Origin of the sequence: Pseudomonas sp. FP2294 (assembly GCF_030687625.1) — a bacterium.
Taxonomy (GTDB): domain Bacteria; phylum Pseudomonadota; class Gammaproteobacteria; order Pseudomonadales; family Pseudomonadaceae; genus Aquipseudomonas; species Aquipseudomonas shahriarae.
The window spans coordinates 3,245,554-3,260,951 of sequence record NZ_CP117441.1; the positions used below are offsets into that span (position 1 = coordinate 3,245,554).

A 15,398-nucleotide genomic window follows, 5' to 3' on the forward strand; every position below is an offset into this window, starting at 1 on the left:
CTGACACTCCTTGTGAACAAGCGGGGACGTTTTTATCGTCACCGATGAGCTCTTAGCGTAGTGACGGTGATGGCTTCACCGTTTGCTGGGGAGGGAGATACCTTGATATTTCGATTACATCCGTACGGACGGCGGACGGCTGACCAGCAAGGTTGCGGGCATAGCTGCACAATGTGATGGGGAGCTGTGACACCTGGTAAGGGTTGCTGCCGTTGGCCAATCCATAGCGGACGTCGTCGATGTCTTGGCACAAAGCCCGTTCTGAAGCATCCACGTAGAAGTAGTGATGGGTGAAGTCTGTGGTTTGGTCGTCCCAGTTGACGTTGTAGCTCAGGCTGATCTGCGGTGTCGGCGTTGGGGCGGTCAAAAATACGGAGTGTGTGAAAACATTGTGGAGCAAGGCTGGCGTCAGGGGCTCGCTGCGGTTTTGTATCCCAATGATGCACAACACATGGGCCCCCAGCGCCGGCCCGATCGCCTGGTTGATGTAACCATCCGTTGACGCTACGGCGTTGTGATAGTCGCTGGGAGATCGACACTCCCTGACCTCGCGCACGGCCTTGAATCGATAGTAGGGATCGTTGACCGAGAATCTGATGTTCCACGTGGGCCAAATACTGAGCCCGTTCACACCCTGCTGCAAATGCACGTAGGGGTTGAGTTTCCAAGGCTCTTCAAGGACGAGTTCGACGGATTTCAGTTGGCAGTCCCGCGTGTTATTCAAGAACTGGCCATCGACAAAACAATGATGAAGGTCGTTCGCTGGATAGCTATAGTTAAACTTGGCCGCTTCACACGCGGAGGTATTCAGACAGTTGCTGAGGATGTCCTTTTTGATGACAGCAGCGACCTTGCTGACAATGCCAGTAATTTCGTTGGTACCCCGATCGAGCATCGGGCTCCCGGAGCTTCCGTACTGAAGGTCTTGGCAACGGTTTTTCATGGCGCCAGGAAATACACCGGGATGCTCGACAAAGCTATTTGTTGCCGTTTCCTTGCACGCACTCATGCGTAAGCCTTTTTGGCGAAACCCGGTCGGGGATCCGACATTGATGACCTCCCGCTCTCCAGTGTGCTGATGAGCCGCGAGCTTGAGTGGCATGACCCCCTCTGCAATGAGGGCAGCCAATGGCGCATCAAGCTCCAGAACCGCCAGATCAGTGCCGACCATACTGCTCCAATGCGCTGTTTTGATGCGAAATTTCCGGTGTTGCGCGGGAGTATCGTGGAAATAGTTGAAGGTGATGCTCGCCTCTACGGTTTGGTTGATAGAAGCCGTGCCGTAGCTGAAGTAAACACAATGCCCACTCGTCAATACATAGGCGGGGCCAACGGTTTTATTCTGCCGGTCGCGAGTATCCAGCAGAACCGCATTGCAGCTTTGCCCGATTGCATTTTTCATAAGTCCAATGCCGGACCACAGCCCATAGCGCAGGTCGTGGTTCTGCAACGCCACAGACGGGTCCTGTTCGGTCAGTCCTTCAGCCAGATCCCTGCCGTGGGTTTGTCCGGCAATACAAGAAACCAAAAGAAATAGAAAGGGGATAAAACAACGGGTCAGCATGATAGAGCCTCGAAGTGTTGCAACAGTGATTTGCGCTGAATTTACTCGGCACTTATCACTGATGTGACATATCGGGTTGCTACAGTGAACGACCGAGGAAGTACTCATGCACGTGCCAACAACGCCCGCGTGAAGCCGTCACCACCAGAGACCGGCCGTCAATGTTGCAAGGGTGTAATCTTGGCCTACCGGACGGCTGCATCTGAAAGCGCCCTGCTTGCAGCCTTCTGAAGGTTGGGCTCAGGGCGAGATGTTCAGCAAATGACTCGCCGGGCTCACCACCAGAAACTGGCTTGAGACCTGTCTTTGAGCTACCCGCGGCACAGTAGACATTCCTCAGCCTCAAACTGAGGCACTTTCGAAGGCATCAGGACTGACGCCGCCCAGGTGACGGTGACGACGCGTTCGGTTGTAAAACGCTTAAATCTAATCGAGCACATCGACCTGGGCCATATCCCGAGCTCTGTAGATTCTCTTGCAAATGCGTTCTTTCTGCAGGCTTCTAAAAAATCCTCCGTCGCTGCATTGCCCTGGTATTTTCCTCGACTGCTCACACTCGGCCACCGTTCGTTGACCTGTTTCTCGACTTTGTCAGAAAGCACGGCGTTGACCCGTTTGTAGACACGGTGGGTCATTGGGCGCTCAGACCCTATCCCTCCACTACAACCAGGCAGGTGCCAGGGGCGGTAACACACCACAAAAGGCACTATTTTAATAAGTAATTATTGTAATACAGTAATTTATTGTGCAAAAATCGAGTTCCACCCATCAAAAAGGCTTAAAAAAATGCCCATTAACCGCCTTGCTTCCTTTAGCCAGCGTATGGCTGCTCTAACACTGACGCTCATAGCCTGCATGCTCATCCTCAATGCCGCACTGTGGGTATTTCCGATATTGGGGTCAGACGACGGATTAGGGCTTGGATTTTCCCTGAGCGGAGTGATGTTGACCCAACTCGCGGTAAAAATCGAAGTGCTCGCCTGGTGGCAAATACTCGGCGCGATCGTCATCTCCAGCGTGCCTTTGATCGCCTTGGCCAGCGGCCTGAATCACCTCCGCCGCCTGTTCCAGGGGTATGCCCGGAGCGAGTATTTCTCCAATAATGCTGCCGTTCACTTAGGGAAAGTTGGAAGGGGGGTCATTCTTTGGGTGGTTTCAAGTTTCATATGCACACCAATATTGAGTATTCTGGTCACCTTACATGCTCCACCCGGTCAACGCTTACTTACCATCAGCTTTACACCAGCGGACTTTATCGCTCTCTTTCTCGCCGGATGTATCGCAGTGATCGCGCGAATTTTGGCACAAGCGAGTGAAGTAAGTTCCGAAAATCAAACCTTTGTGTAAGGCCAGCATAATGACGATCATTATTGAGTTAGATGTAATGCTAGCAAAACGCAAAGTTAAGTCAAAAGACCTTGCCGCCGCAATTGGTATCACCGAACAAAATCTATCCCTATTAAAGCAAGGCAAGGTCAAAGGAGTACGCTTAGCTACACTTGAAGCGATTTGTGCCCATTTAAGTTGTCAGCCTGGAGATCTCCTAGTGTACCAACCGGAGCCACATGTTTCTGTTGTCGTCTAGAAAATGCCCACCACGGGAGATCAACTGCGAGTTAGAGTCTGGTACGCGCTCAAAACACGCCAACTTCCAGCATTCACTTTCTGAATAGTTGTGATTTGGAGTTTGCAGACTATTTTGGATACGACCGGCTCAAAACAGCTACTGTTTATTGTTGGAAACAGCAGCCTAGGCCGCGTCGAGTGCTGCTGCATGGGAAAGGGTCAAGGAAAACCCAAGTGGAATGAAGTCGGATCAGCCTACCGGCGCCCGCCCTGCTCCGTGGGTGCCGGTGAGTCCGACGTAAAATCCTATTCTGCGTACCTCCACCGTGAATGGCTTAGGCGGGACAAGCCTGCCTGCAATGCAAACGCAACGATCACGGTAGAGGGGGCGGAAAAGCGGCTCAGCTCACCGCCTGCAAACATCAACGCCAGTCCCAGTGCTGTAGCCCCAAACCATGCGGTCAAACCCACCGGATTGAAGGCTGCCACCCGCTCAAGCGCCTTCACATCACTGTGCTCGCAGAGGATCTTGGCCAACGCCACGCCGACCCAGGCCACCACGAAAATCCCCTGATACGCCAACGCTTTGAGGAGGTAGGCAAACACATCCGCCAGCATCAACCCATAGACGATCACACCGACCACTATTGCCCACATCAGGTATGAACCGCGCGCGCCAAAACGCCCGAAGAACGCCTGCATATTCAGCGTCGCCAAGTAGTAATTGGCGGTGTTGATCCGGGTTTGCGTAGCCCAGACGAACAGCAACCCCCACAGGCCCATCAACTGCAGAATCGCCATCACTACTGACACTTCGCTCAGCGCACCTTCATGGGGAATGCTACTCACCAGATAGATCCCCGCCGCGCCGTTGAGCAGAAACGTCACCGCGTAGAATGGCATGCCAAAGTTCCAGCGACCGTGGTATTCGGCGTCTTCAGGCTTGCCAAAACGTGCGTAGTCAAAGGTGAACAGCATCAGCACCCAGACGCCCATGTAAGCGACAAAGCAATCCCACCAGCCGAATGCACTCGGCGTTGCCGGGCCGAAATCCAGCCATTGAGGCTGGTAGCCATACCAGCTGATCGATAGCCCCACCGCCACCAGCAAACCTGCGAGGTACACCGGGAGCAACACGCCGTTGAGCTTGTCCAGCCAGTGCTGCACGCTACCCAGTATCAGCGGCACGCTGTAGAGCACCACTACCAGTGCGGCAAGCGGATAGGCCAATTGCGGATAGAGGTGGTTGAGCGCCACGGCGATCACCGAACCTTCAAACACTGCGTAATAGATCGCGGTCGAGAAGAAAATCAGCGTCGCCAGACACGCCCCAGTGCTGCCGAACAGTAGTCGTGAAAACAACGCCACCGACAGACCGCTGCGAATCGCAAAGCGGCTGAGCACGCTGTTGATCAGTCCATAGCTGATCACCGACAGGACCATGCCGATCAGCGCATTGCGCGTACCGAACGACAACGCCAATGACGCACCCACGACGATGTAAAACATCGCACTGCACACCGCCCACCAAGCCATAGTCAGGGATAATCGCCCCATGCGTGCTTCGGTCGGGACGGGCTGATGGGCCGGGTCTTGCCCGGTTTGATTCGATTGCGATAAAGCAGCCATATGCGTGAACTCCAAAACCAGTCAAAGGTTGAAGCGCGGGCAGCCGTCACCGCACCGAAGTACGGCGTTGGCATACCGTTTGGCATGGCCCGCGCTATGCGGCGGGCAGGATCAGGAAGGGAACAGCTTGTTCAGGCAGCTGAGTTTTTTCTTATAGGATCGTCGTGCCTCCAGCGCCTCTTCGAGGGTCACCGCAACAAAGCGGGCTTTCTGGTTGGGTTGCATCTGGCCGATCAAATCGAGGTCGGCGCTAATCACTGTGCCAATCATCGCGTAGCCGCCACCGGACACCGCATCACGGTGCAACACAATGGGTTCAAGCCCGGCGGGCACCTGGATCGAGCCGATCGGGTAGCAACTGTCGACGATGTTCGACGGATCGGAACCGGCGCCGAATGGCTGCTCGCGGGGCTGAAAGCTCAGCGCGCTGCCACCCTTGAAGCGATAGCCGATGCGGTCCGCTTCCGAACCGACCGTCCACGGTTCGGCGAAAAAGCTCTGCGCCGCCGATTCGGTCAAACGGTGGTAGTACAAACCGGGCACTACCCGCAGGGTGATTTCGCCCCCCAATGCTTGCCGTAACGCCATGGGCAAACTGGCCCCGGCGAGCCCCTTGCCACTGGCGATACCGACCGGCAATTCGTCCCCCGCATTCAGCCGTCGCCCTTGAAAACCGCCGAGCGCACCGAGCGCGTAGGTGGATCGACTGCCGAGCACCACCGGTACATCAATGCCGCCGGCCACCGCCACATAAGTGCGGGCACCGGCCTTGGGAAAGTCAAAGCGCAGCACTTGCCCGGCCTTCACCGTGAACGCGGTGTCGTGGTGCATTTCCACGCCATCGACCCGTGGCGTCATGTGCGCGCCACTGACCGCCACCAGTGCATCCTGCTGAAACTCCAACTCAGGGCCCAGCAAGGTGCACTCCAGCGCCGCCGCTCCTGCGGGGTTGCCGACCAATTGATTGGCCACGCTCAAGGCGTATTGATCAAGCGCGCCGGACGGCGGAATGCCCAAGTGGTAATACCCTTCGCGGCCTAGGTCCTGCACAGAAGTGGCGAGGCCGGGTTTGAGGACCTTAATCATGCCAATACCTCCTGCAGCGACTTGGGATAGCCGACAGGATCGGCAAGGAACGCGTCCAGCGAAAACTCGACTGGTCGAATCCGCAGCTCGAAGCAACCGGCTTCCACTTCGGCGACCGCGTGGTCGTAGGCTTCGCGGTCCATCGGTTTGAACTGCACAATGTCGCCTGGACGGAAAAACACCATGTGTTCTTTCAGGTACGCAAGGTTCTGTTGCGGGTCGTAGATCGGCGCGGGCGTAACGCCAAACATCTGATAGCCGCCGGCGCCGCGCACTGAGTAAATGCATCCAAAGCAACCGCCGTGGCCAAGGGTCAATTTTGGCGTGTCGGTGCGTGGGCGCAGGTATTTAGGCACTTGCAACTGGCGCTCACGCTCAACCATCTGGAACATGAACGGCAACCCGGCAACGAAGCCCACCATCGAGACAAACCACGGTGCGCCACTGTGGGCCGCGATGAATGCATCGACGTCGGCCAGGCCGTTGATGCGTGCGGCGTATTCCAGGTCCGTGGCGCTCGGGTCTTGATGGCGGTCGCGAAAACGCATCAGGGTTTCGTGGGTCCAGGGATCGTTGTAGAGCACGGGGATCTCGATGATCCGCGTCTGCAACGTGCGCTCCGCGACGGCCCCGGTCTCGGCGATTTGTACCGCTTCGAGCAAGGTGTGAGGGGCGATGCGATCCGGGTCGAAACGAATCTGGAATGATGCGTTAGCCAGGCAGATATCGAGCACACCATCCAGAGCCAACCGTTCCACGGCGCGGGTGATGGCCAGTCCTTTGAAGAAGGCGTCCAAGGACATGCTGTCACTGACTTCGGCAAACAAATGTTCATCAGCGCCAAAGCTGTAGCGGACGGGAGTACTCATGATTCGCCTCCATTGCCGCGCTCGGCCAACCAGGTTTCCAGCGTGCCCGTGTGAAAGTCGGCGTTGTGCAACCAGGGTTGTTCCAGCAATTCGCCGTGCAACGCCAAGGTGTTGGCCATGCCGGTAAGCGTGGTGTTTGCCACCGCGACTCGCGCTCGGCCTAGGGCTTCAGCGCGATCCGCGCCGTGAACAATCAGTTTGGCCAGCAGCGAGTCGTAGTACGGCGGCACGCGATAGCCTGGATACAGATGCGTATCGACGCGAATGCCCTCGCCGTTCGGCCAGATCAGCTCCTCGACCAGGCCTGGACTCGGGAAGAAATCCCGCGCCGGGTCTTCGGCGTTCAGGCGCATTTGCAAGGCCGCGCCGTTGAGTCGGATGTCGCTCTGCTTGAAGCCGAGCGGCTCGCCGCCTGCGATGCGTAACATGGCCTGGACCAAATCGATGCCGGTGATCAGTTCACTGACCGGGTGCTCCACTTGAATCCGCGTGTTCATCTCGATAAAGAAGAACTCCCCAGTGGCGTCGTCATACAGGTACTCCAGAGTACCGGCGCCCTTGTAGCCCAAAGATTCGGTCAGACGCACGGCGCTTTCGCAGAGGGTCTCTCGTTGCTGCTGGCTGAGGGCTGGCGACGGCGCCTCCTCAAAGATTTTCTGCCGGCGCCGTTGCAACGAGCATTCGCGCTCGAACAAATGCACGGCGTGATGACCGTCGCCCAGTACCTGCACTTCAATATGCCGGGCCCTACTGATAAACCGCTCCAGGTACACCGCTCCATTGCCAAACGCCGCTTGGGCTTCGCGCTGGGAACGGGGGAACTCTTCACTCAATTGCTCGGCATTTTCCGCCAGCCGAATACCGCGCCCGCCGCCACCGGCCGAAGCTTTGATCAGCAGCGGGAAACCAACGGATTCGGCAGCCTTGAGCGCCGATTCAACGTCGAACAGTTCACCCGGCGAACCCGGCACCACCGGTACGCCAGCGGCTTGCGCCGTGCGCCGAGCCTCAGCTTTATCGCCCATGCGCCGGATCGTCTCCGCGCTCGGGCCGACGAAAATGGCACCGGCAGACACGACTGCTTCAGCGAAATCGGCGTTCTCTGACAGAAAGCCATAACCGGGATGCACTGCGTTGGCGCCCGTGGATTTCAAGGCACCGAGCAAGGCTTCTACGTTCAGGTAACTTTTGTCAGCACGGGCCGGGCCGAGAATGTGCACTTCATCGGCCATGCGCGCCGCCAGGGAGTCGACGTCCGCCTCGCTGCACGCCGCCACGGTGGGAATCCCGAGCGCCTTGGCGGCACGAATAATCCGCACCGCGATCTCGCCACGGTTGGCGATCAGTAATTTATGAATACCTTGGGTCATGATCGCGCCCTCACTCGACGTCGAGTGTTGCGATGACTTGACCCGGCTCCACCGGATCACCGTCTTCTACCAGGAATGCGCTGAGACGACCAGCCGTCCCGGCGGTCAGTTCGGAGAACTGCTTCATGACCTCAATCAGGCCAATCACCGTATCGGCGCTGACCTGAGCGCCCACTTCGACGTAGTTCGCCGATTCCGGAGTCGCTTTGCGGTAGAAGGTCCCCGGCAACGGGGTGATTACACTGTGTTTGGCCATGTCTGTTCCTCTTGGAATAGTTGTAGAAAGGCAGGCAAAAAAGTACCTGGGTGGGCAAACCCAGACGTGTGTGTGCCAAGTATTTTTATTCGGTCTCAGCGCGGTGATCGGACCTCTATACACGCGTCATCGAGGGCACGACGCGTTGCTTCGACCAACGCCAGGGCGCCCGGCGTATCGCTGTGCAAACAGATGGAATCGAATTCAATCACCAGGTCCTCGCCCTCGACGGTGCGCACCACGCCCAGTTGGCAAGCACGCAGCACTCGCTCGGCGACCTGGATCGGGTCGTAAGCCCGCACGTTGCGGGTGAAGACGATGGAGCCGCTGAGGTCGTATTCGCGGTCGGCGTAGAACTCGCGAATCACCGGTTGGCCAAGGTCCGTGGCAATCCGCCAGATCACGGAACCGGGCATGCAATACAGCAGCAACTCCGGCTCCAGACGCTGGAGGTTCTCCACCAGCAAAAGCGCAGCCTCTTCGTCCCGGGCCAGGTGCATGTAGAGCGCGCCGTGGGGCTTGATGTGTTGCAAGGCTACGCCCTGAACCCTGGCTAGCTCACGCAAGGCGCCTAACTGATAGAGCATGTCATCGACCAGTTCCTGGGCCGGCGCATTGATGTGCCGACGGCCAAAACCAACCAGGTCGCGAAACCCCGGATGCGCGCCGATAGCCACACCCAAACGCTTGGCATGCTCGACGGTACGTCGCATGGTACTGGGGTCGCCAGCATGAAAACCGGTGGCGATGTTGGCCGAACTGATAAAGCCCATCAGCTCATTGTCGACGCCATCGCCGATGGTCCAAGGGCCAAACCCTTCGCCCATGTCCGAGTTGAAATCTACTGCCTGCATGACGCTTGCTCCCAACGCTTGTGACTTCTTGCAGGCCACGTTAGATTCCTCCTCTCCCCCTTGGGAAGATCTATTATCAGATAGGCTGTCTTCTGAAAAACAGATACGCGCTCACCAGGAGAGCCTATGTCACTGACCCTGCGCCAGATTCGCTATTTCGTCGCCACCGCCGAGATCGGGCAAATTTCTCAAGCGGCGATTCAGTTAAATATTTCCCAATCGGCCGTGACCACGGCGATCAAGGAGCTGGAAGGCATCCTCGGTACACTGTTGTTCCAGCGCTCGGCCCAGGGCATGAGTCTGACCGACGCCGGGCGGCACTTTTTGAATCGGGCCTACGTGATTTTGCGCAGCGTCGATGATGCTTTGAACAGCCCGTTGCCGGACATCCGCGCCAGTGGTGTATTGCGCTTGGCGGCAAGCTACACGGTGATCGGTTACTTCTTGCCGCACCACCTGCAACGGCTTGAGCATTGGCATCCGGACGTGGCCATCGAAGTGCACGAACAAGAACGCACGGCCATCGAGCAGGGTCTGTTGGAAGGTCGATTCGACATGGCAGTGGTGCTCACCGCGAACCTGACCCACCCGGACATCGTCTCGGAGACGCTCTTCAACTCCGAGCGCCGGCTATGGCTGCCCAGCGGCCATGCCCTTTGCGAGCGCTCGGCCGTGAGCCTCGCCGATGTGGCGCAAGAGCCCTACATTCTCCTGACCGTCGACGAAGCCGAACAAAGTGCAATGCGTTACTGGGAACTCGCAAACTTTCAGCCGGACGTCAAAGTGCGCACCAGTTCCGTCGAGGCGGTGCGCAGCATGGTAGCCAATGGTAACGGCGTTGCGATCCTCTCAGACCTGGTACACCGCCCTTGGTCGCTGGAAGGAAAGCGCATTGAAACCCTGACCATCTCCGATCAGGTGACCCCCATGAGCGTCGGCCTGGCGTGGCATCGCGAACGTGAATTCAGCTCGGCGATGCACGCATTTCGAAATTATTTCCACCACACATTTCTAACGCCCCAACAGCATTTCGCACGACGCTGAAAGCTTGCGATTTTAATCAAGGATGACCGGGAGCCACGCACGGTGGGCTCCCCGTACTGAAGCGGCGTCGCGAAGGACTTCACGTAAACCTCATCGGTATGAAGCGGGCAACTTTCACGATCGTGGAACGCTTTGGCGCTCACGCCAAACCGGACGGGATACATAAGCTGATGGGGCATTAATCTGGCCCGCGCAAACCTGTTCATTGCACTCAATCGAACAGATTGAAGCCCAAAATCAAGTCATGTGGTTGTGAACTATTCGATCGAAGGGCTGTGCAATAGGCAAGTTTTGCCGGTTTTATTCTCAAAGCTTGTTAGGATAAACGCGCTTACATCTCGTTTTACCATAGGAACAGCGGGGATAATCACAACTACACGTTAAGACGTGCCAACAACAAGGAGATTCTTATGGTTGAAAAGCCTACGGACGATCGACCGAACACCCCAAACGTCCCCAGTGAGGACGGTATTCCTGCGCCTAGTGGGGCTGCCAATCTGATCGACACTGACTACGTCATCGGTCAAGACAATATCAAGGGAGAGTTTTCATTCTCGCTCGATATCCACGGCAAAGTATTCATCATTTCAGCTGCCACAATTTTACTGTTCGTGATTTTGACATTGGCACTGCAAAATGAAGTAGAGCCCCTCTTCAGCGCCATCCGGAACTGGTTAACCAGCCACCTCGCCTGGCTCTTCATGAGCATTGCGAATGTTTTTGTGGTGCTGTGCATTGCGCTGATTTTCTCCCCGCTGGGAAAGGTGCGTTTGGGCGGCAGAGATGCCAAACCAGACCACTCCTACGTCGGATGGTTTTCAATGCTGTTTGCCGCGGGCATGGGCATTGGGTTGATGTTTTATGGCGTAGCCGAACCCATGTCGCATTACGCGGCATCCATGGGAGGCGTGACCGTCGATGCGAGCGGAGTGCGTACGGACTGGGCACCGTTGGGCGGTGCAGCGGGCGATATGAAAGCATCCGCCGACTTGGCCATGGCCGCTACGATCTTTCACTGGGGACTTCATCCCTGGGCGATCTATGCAATTGTGGCGTTGTCCCTGGCATTGTTTTCTTACAACAAGGGCTTACCGCTGTCGATACGCTCAATTTTCTATCCGTTACTGGGTGAGCGCGTTTGGGGATGGCCGGGGCATCTCATCGATATTCTCGCGGTATTCGCCACACTATTTGGGTTGGCGACCTCTCTGGGCATTGGCGCAGAACAGGCTGCTGCGGGGATTGAATATCTCTTCGGGATACAATCGACAAATCTCAGCAAAGTTGTCCTGATCGTTGGCATCACCTTGATCGCGCTGTGGTCAGTCCTTTCCGGTTTGGACAAGGGCGTCAAAATGCTTTCCCAGATCAATATGGGACTCGCGTTTCTCTTACTGGTATTTATCATCGTAGTGGGGCCGACCCTGGCCATCTTCACCGGGTTCTTCAGTAACCTGGTGACGTATGTTGAATACCTGCCGGCGCTGTCAAATCCATTCGGCCGCACTGACACTCAATTCACCCAAGGCTGGACGGCCTTCTACTGGGCGTGGTGGATCAGTTGGTCGCCATTTGTAGGGATGTTTATCGCCCGCGTCAGTCGTGGTCGAACGGTCAGAGAGTTTCTGATTTCGGTCTTGCTCGTCCCCTCAGTGGTGTCTGTGCTGTGGATGACAACGTTCGGTGGAACGGCCATTGACCAAACGACCTTACAGGGCCTGATGGGCGTCAAGGACGCTGTGCTGGAACTGAAGTTGTTTGCCATGCTGGGGGAGTTGCCGCTTAAAGAGATCACCTCATTCCTGGGCATCGTTCTGGTCATTGTGTTCTTTATTACCTCCTCGGACTCAGGCTCCTTGGTAATCGACACAATCACCGCCGGCGGCAAGGTGGATGCGCCGGTGCCTCAACGTGTGTTCTGGGCAGTGATCGAGGGCGTGATTGCTATTGCTCTCCTGCTGGGCGGCGGTCTCGTGGCATTGCAGGCAATGGCAGTGTCTACAGGGTTGCCTTTCGCAATCGTATTAATGCTGGGGTGCATATCCCTCGTGAAAGGACTGATGTCTGAGCCTCGCTAGCAAATAGGCTGCCGCTGTCAGCGCGCAGCCCCCCCCGTGACGCCATCGTCTGCGCAGATGGCGTCACCCTGAGTACCGCTAGCGAGTCAATGCCCATTTGCTCAAGGCGGATAATGACGGCAGGCCCAACACCCGAATGCATCTCAAAGCGAGATCCATCGGTCCAAGCGGAGGCCTCAGGAAGGTCCGTCAGACAGCCGCAAGCGTTTCACTTTCAAGCGGCGACTCAGTTCCATAACTCGCCAACAGGCGTGGACGTTGAGTAATGAGTCGCTACTTGCGCCTGCAACAGTTCTGCCGTCGCCAGGGCATCGGTTAATGCATGGTGAGCGTGATAAGCCGGAAGGCCAAGGCGCGCTCGGCTATCCGCCAGCCTTATGGACGGTTGTGAGCGCCCCATAAGTCGGGCGAACCACCCGCGTTTTCGCCGGTGTAGACGAGCTTCTAACTGCATCGTATCGATGACCGGAAACTCAAACCCCTCCCCTAAATGGCTACGCACTGCCTGATCCAGAAAGGCCCGCTCAATATTCCGATAATGGACGACCATCACCTTACCTGCCATGGCCTCCAGCAATGGCGCCAGCACCTGCTCAAAGGTAGGAGCATCTGAAATTTCAGCATGGGTTATGTGATGAAACGTCACTGACTTTTCCTTCAGCTCGGACGCTGGCTTTATCACCCAATAAAGCGAACTCCCACAATAAATGCGCTGCAGCGTGAACGGCATGACGCCGATGCTCACAATACTGTCAGCCTGTGCATCAAGGCCGGTGGTTTCTACGTCCAAGGCCAGCAATTGCACGCTTTCAATGGATGCCTGTGCCGAGACCGCGCCGGCTTGATAGAACTGTCGCAAGCGGCTGTTAACGGCCTCGCCTGCCAGCGTCTCAAACCGCGCGGACCACTCCAGCATTTTATGATTGGGCTGCGCTTTCACGTGGTTCATGAGGACAGGCGACCCTTGGAGGGATAACGGAAGCGCAAGAAATTCTGGCCATTACTCAAGACTTGAAACGCCTCTTTGAGGTTATGCCGCTCACTATTGGAAAAGCGCTCAGGCTCAATGTAATTATTAAGCGCAGCTCCCTGCTCCAGTGCGTCAACCTGATGTCGAATTCGCACCATCGACAGGAACTCCAGCGCGTATCGGAGTTGCTTTAATGCTTCAGGCGGAATGACGTTGCTGTTCGCGATGGCATCCATGCGATCAAATGAATTCTGCGCGGTACTGCCACACGCGAGCGCGTGGATACGGATCAGATCAGTCAGCGGTGCAGTGCCTCGCCCCTTGAGGTTGATAATCCGTTTATGCTGCCCATCTGTCTCAACCACAAACGTCCGGAAAAAGCCCAATGGCGGTGTCCGGTTAAGGGCAATTCGAGCCATGGCACTTAGAAAAACAGGATGTGCGCTGGATTTTCGAGCACACAGAACCTTAAGTTCCTGAACAAGCTCGAGTTCGCCAAACACACCATCCAGATCGAAAAAAATACAACTATTGAGCAACGTCGTCGGATTAGGCTTTTCGATCCACTGATCAAAATAACTTCGCCATACCTTCAGCGGCTGACGCCACTGATCGTTCGTCGCCATGATCCCGCCTTTGCAATAGCTGTAACCGCACGCGGCCAGGCCATCACTCACAAACGTCGCCAACGCGCGGAAGTATGCATCGTGCTGGATCGGATCGAAGCGGTCGTCGAGCACCAGGGCGTTGTCCTGGTCCGTCACCAATAGCTGCTCATCACGTGCCATGGAGCCCAGCACCATAAAGCAGTAAGGCACCGGAGGCGGCCCCAGCTTTTTCTCTGCGAGCTCCAGCAAACGTTGGGTAAAGGCTCGGCCAATACCAGAAATCGCGCTGCCAATCATGTGCGCCGTCGCGCCATCACGCACCATGCGGATGTAGGTTCCGCGCAGGTCACGCAAAAGCGATTTCAAACCGTCGACCGACGTCTGGTTAGAGATTCTGTTTACCAGGTACAAACTGCTGTGTGACTCGTAGCGGATGATATCCGACAGGTTGATCAGCCCGATCGGATGGCCAAGATGGACCACCGGCAGATGGTGAATATTACGGCGCAACATCACCAGCATCGCTTCAAACACTGAGTCGTCTGCGCCTATCGCTACCGGCTCGGCCGTCATGATGTCTCGGGCAGACGTTTCGTCAGCGTTTCGGCCTTCAGCGACAACGCGTGTGCGAAGGTCCCGATCGGTCACAATCCCTTGGATTTCAGCCGCCTGCAAGCCCGCTGATGACATCACCAGAACGCAAGAAACACTTTGCTCTGTCATGATTTTTGCCGCGTCGCCGACACAGGTATCCGACGTGACCCACACCAAGGGCCGAGAGATAAGGCCTCGGCATTTGAGCTGAATAAGCTCACTCGCCCGCCCCTGCGCCTCTACGGCAGTCTTGAGCCTGGAGTGCCCCTCAGCTTCAACGAAGTCGGCGAAAGCATCATGCTGTGCGCACAGTTCAGCGAAGATATTGGCGGGTATGTAATAGATCAGGCTATCTTCCAAGGCTCTGGCGGGAAAACGCACCTTGTTACTGCGCAACAAACCGGCCTGACCGAAGAGGTCGCCTTCGACAAGTCGGTTATAGAGTTCGCCATTGCGCCGGTAAATCTCCACCGCACCGCTACGGACATAGTGCAAGTCATGAATGATTGCGCCCGCTTCAAGGATGTCACTGCCGGCCTTGAAATAACTCACTTCTACCCGCCGGGCGATGGCGTCTACCGTTTCCTTTGGTAGCGTATCAAATGGAGCGAAACGATAGAGGTGGTCGCTAATCTCCTGTAACTCGATTTGCATGAAACCTCGAAATGCTCAAAAGAACTAAAGTTGCGAGCGCCCCAAATGACAAAGGACAGTCGTCTTTCTGTGTGGCCCACCACATCACATCCCGATACAAGGATCAAGCGCCACGTCTAATCTACGCCAAGAGTTGCAATAACTGCTGCGCAACGGCTGGCCGTCATATTGGCAATACCGGCAGGAGCGGCATTCGCTGAATGCATAGCGCAGGTGCTGTCGCCAAAGCACATAAGTTACAAATATTTATGGGCAT

The 15,398-nt window shown here is 56.3% G+C and carries 13 protein-coding genes and 1 pseudogene; 4 read left to right on the forward strand and 10 right to left on the reverse strand.

Features of this window, described 5'->3' with window-relative positions; genetic code table 11:
* Positions 1–52: 52 nt before the first annotated feature.
* A complete protein-coding gene (locus tag PSH73_RS14315; RefSeq protein ID WP_305460781.1) occupies positions 53–1,564 on the reverse strand; it encodes a serine protease in 1,512 nt (503 codons plus the stop codon).
* A 342-nt stretch (positions 1,565–1,906) separates the two neighbouring features.
* Positions 1,907–2,142 (reverse strand): annotated as a pseudogene (locus PSH73_RS14320) (IS3 family transposase); the annotation flags it as partial.
* Between the two features lie 208 nt (positions 2,143–2,350).
* Here PSH73_RS14320 and PSH73_RS14325 point away from each other — a divergent pair.
* Together PSH73_RS14325 and PSH73_RS14330 are read left to right on the forward strand one after the other, a co-directional pair.
* Positions 2,351–2,911: a DUF2975 domain-containing protein gene (locus tag PSH73_RS14325; protein ID WP_057440893.1), complete on the forward strand. Its 561-nt coding sequence runs from the start codon at positions 2,351–2,353 to the stop codon at positions 2,909–2,911.
* 10 nt (positions 2,912–2,921) lie between these two features.
* On the forward strand, positions 2,922–3,149 hold the full coding sequence (locus PSH73_RS14330) for a helix-turn-helix transcriptional regulator (protein ID WP_081044215.1): 228 nt from the start codon (positions 2,922–2,924) through the stop codon (positions 3,147–3,149).
* A gap of 287 nt (positions 3,150–3,436) precedes the next feature.
* On the opposite strand, the gene PSH73_RS14335 is transcribed toward PSH73_RS14330, so the two are convergent.
* From PSH73_RS14335 to PSH73_RS14360, 6 genes are all read right to left on the reverse strand, one after another.
* Positions 3,437–4,639: a cytosine permease gene (locus PSH73_RS14335; RefSeq protein WP_370694586.1), complete on the reverse strand. Its 1,203-nt coding sequence runs from the start codon at positions 4,637–4,639 to the stop codon at positions 3,437–3,439.
* 231 nt (positions 4,640–4,870) lie between these two features.
* Positions 4,871–5,845 (reverse strand): biotin-dependent carboxyltransferase family protein, encoded by a 975-nt coding sequence (locus PSH73_RS14340; protein ID WP_057959271.1) that lies wholly within the window; start codon positions 5,843–5,845, stop codon positions 4,871–4,873.
* Complete coding sequence (locus PSH73_RS14345) at positions 5,842–6,714, reverse strand: allophanate hydrolase subunit 1 (protein WP_057440888.1); 873 nt, start codon at positions 6,712–6,714, stop codon at positions 5,842–5,844. Before PSH73_RS14345 ends, PSH73_RS14340 begins: the two co-directional genes overlap by 4 nt.
* Positions 6,711–8,084, reverse strand: coding sequence for an acetyl-CoA carboxylase biotin carboxylase subunit (locus PSH73_RS14350; protein WP_305460786.1), 1,374 nt, complete (start codon positions 8,082–8,084; stop codon positions 6,711–6,713). Before PSH73_RS14350 ends, PSH73_RS14345 begins: the two co-directional genes overlap by 4 nt.
* Before the next feature lie 10 nt (positions 8,085–8,094).
* Positions 8,095–8,340, reverse strand: a complete 246-nt coding sequence (locus tag PSH73_RS14355; protein ID WP_120733393.1) for an acetyl-CoA carboxylase — start codon at positions 8,338–8,340, stop codon at positions 8,095–8,097.
* A 95-nt stretch (positions 8,341–8,435) separates the two neighbouring features.
* Complete coding sequence (locus PSH73_RS14360; RefSeq protein WP_198817471.1) at positions 8,436–9,194, reverse strand: 5-oxoprolinase subunit PxpA; 759 nt, start codon at positions 9,192–9,194, stop codon at positions 8,436–8,438.
* A gap of 126 nt (positions 9,195–9,320) precedes the next feature.
* Here PSH73_RS14360 and PSH73_RS14365 point away from each other — a divergent pair, with 126 nt between their 5' ends.
* Both PSH73_RS14365 and PSH73_RS14370 read left to right on the forward strand, forming a co-directional pair.
* Positions 9,321–10,238 carry a LysR family transcriptional regulator gene (locus PSH73_RS14365; RefSeq protein WP_057440882.1) on the forward strand — a complete coding sequence of 306 codons (918 nt, stop codon included), beginning with the start codon at positions 9,321–9,323 and terminating at the stop codon, positions 10,236–10,238.
* A gap of 410 nt (positions 10,239–10,648) precedes the next feature.
* Complete coding sequence (locus PSH73_RS14370) at positions 10,649–12,316, forward strand: BCCT family transporter (protein WP_057959268.1); 1,668 nt, start codon at positions 10,649–10,651, stop codon at positions 12,314–12,316.
* Between the two features lie 226 nt (positions 12,317–12,542).
* Here the strand turns inward: PSH73_RS14370 and PSH73_RS14375 are convergent, their stop codons facing one another.
* Complete coding sequence (locus PSH73_RS14375) at positions 12,543–13,265, reverse strand: 3'-5' exonuclease (RefSeq protein WP_128592946.1); 723 nt, start codon at positions 13,263–13,265, stop codon at positions 12,543–12,545.
* A complete protein-coding gene (locus tag PSH73_RS14380) occupies positions 13,262–15,142 on the reverse strand; it encodes a DUF294 nucleotidyltransferase-like domain-containing protein (protein WP_057959266.1) in 1,881 nt (626 codons plus the stop codon). The genes PSH73_RS14375 and PSH73_RS14380 overlap by 4 nt, the downstream gene beginning before the upstream one ends.
* Positions 15,143–15,398: the final 256 nt, after the last annotated feature.

Coding starts and splice junctions, on each gene's coding strand:
- PSH73_RS14325 (WP_057440893.1), top strand. CDS start 2,351: ATGCCCATTAACCGCCTTGCTTCCTTTAGCCAGCGTATGGCTGCTCTA.
- PSH73_RS14370 (WP_057959268.1), top strand. CDS start 10,649: ATGGTTGAAAAGCCTACGGACGATCGACCGAACACCCCAAACGTCCCC.
- PSH73_RS14315 (WP_305460781.1), bottom strand. CDS start 1,564: ATGCTGACCCGTTGTTTTATCCCCTTTCTATTTCTTTTGGTTTCTTGT.
- PSH73_RS14335 (WP_370694586.1), bottom strand. CDS start 4,639: ATGTTTTACATCGTCGTGGGTGCGTCATTGGCGTTGTCGTTCGGTACG.
- PSH73_RS14350 (WP_305460786.1), bottom strand. CDS start 8,084: ATGACCCAAGGTATTCATAAATTACTGATCGCCAACCGTGGCGAGATC.
- PSH73_RS14340 (WP_057959271.1), bottom strand. CDS start 5,845: ATGATTAAGGTCCTCAAACCCGGCCTCGCCACTTCTGTGCAGGACCTA.
- PSH73_RS14375 (WP_128592946.1), bottom strand. CDS start 13,265: ATGAACCACGTGAAAGCGCAGCCCAATCATAAAATGCTGGAGTGGTCC.
- PSH73_RS14355 (WP_120733393.1), bottom strand. CDS start 8,340: ATGGCCAAACACAGTGTAATCACCCCGTTGCCGGGGACCTTCTACCGC.
- PSH73_RS14345 (WP_057440888.1), bottom strand. CDS start 6,714: ATGAGTACTCCCGTCCGCTACAGCTTTGGCGCTGATGAACATTTGTTT.
- PSH73_RS14360 (WP_198817471.1), bottom strand. CDS start 9,194: ATGCAGGCAGTAGATTTCAACTCGGACATGGGCGAAGGGTTTGGCCCT.
- PSH73_RS14380 (WP_057959266.1), bottom strand. CDS start 15,142: ATGCAAATCGAGTTACAGGAGATTAGCGACCACCTCTATCGTTTCGCT.
- PSH73_RS14365 (WP_057440882.1), top strand. CDS start 9,321: ATGTCACTGACCCTGCGCCAGATTCGCTATTTCGTCGCCACCGCCGAG.
- PSH73_RS14330 (WP_081044215.1), top strand. CDS start 2,922: ATGACGATCATTATTGAGTTAGATGTAATGCTAGCAAAACGCAAAGTT.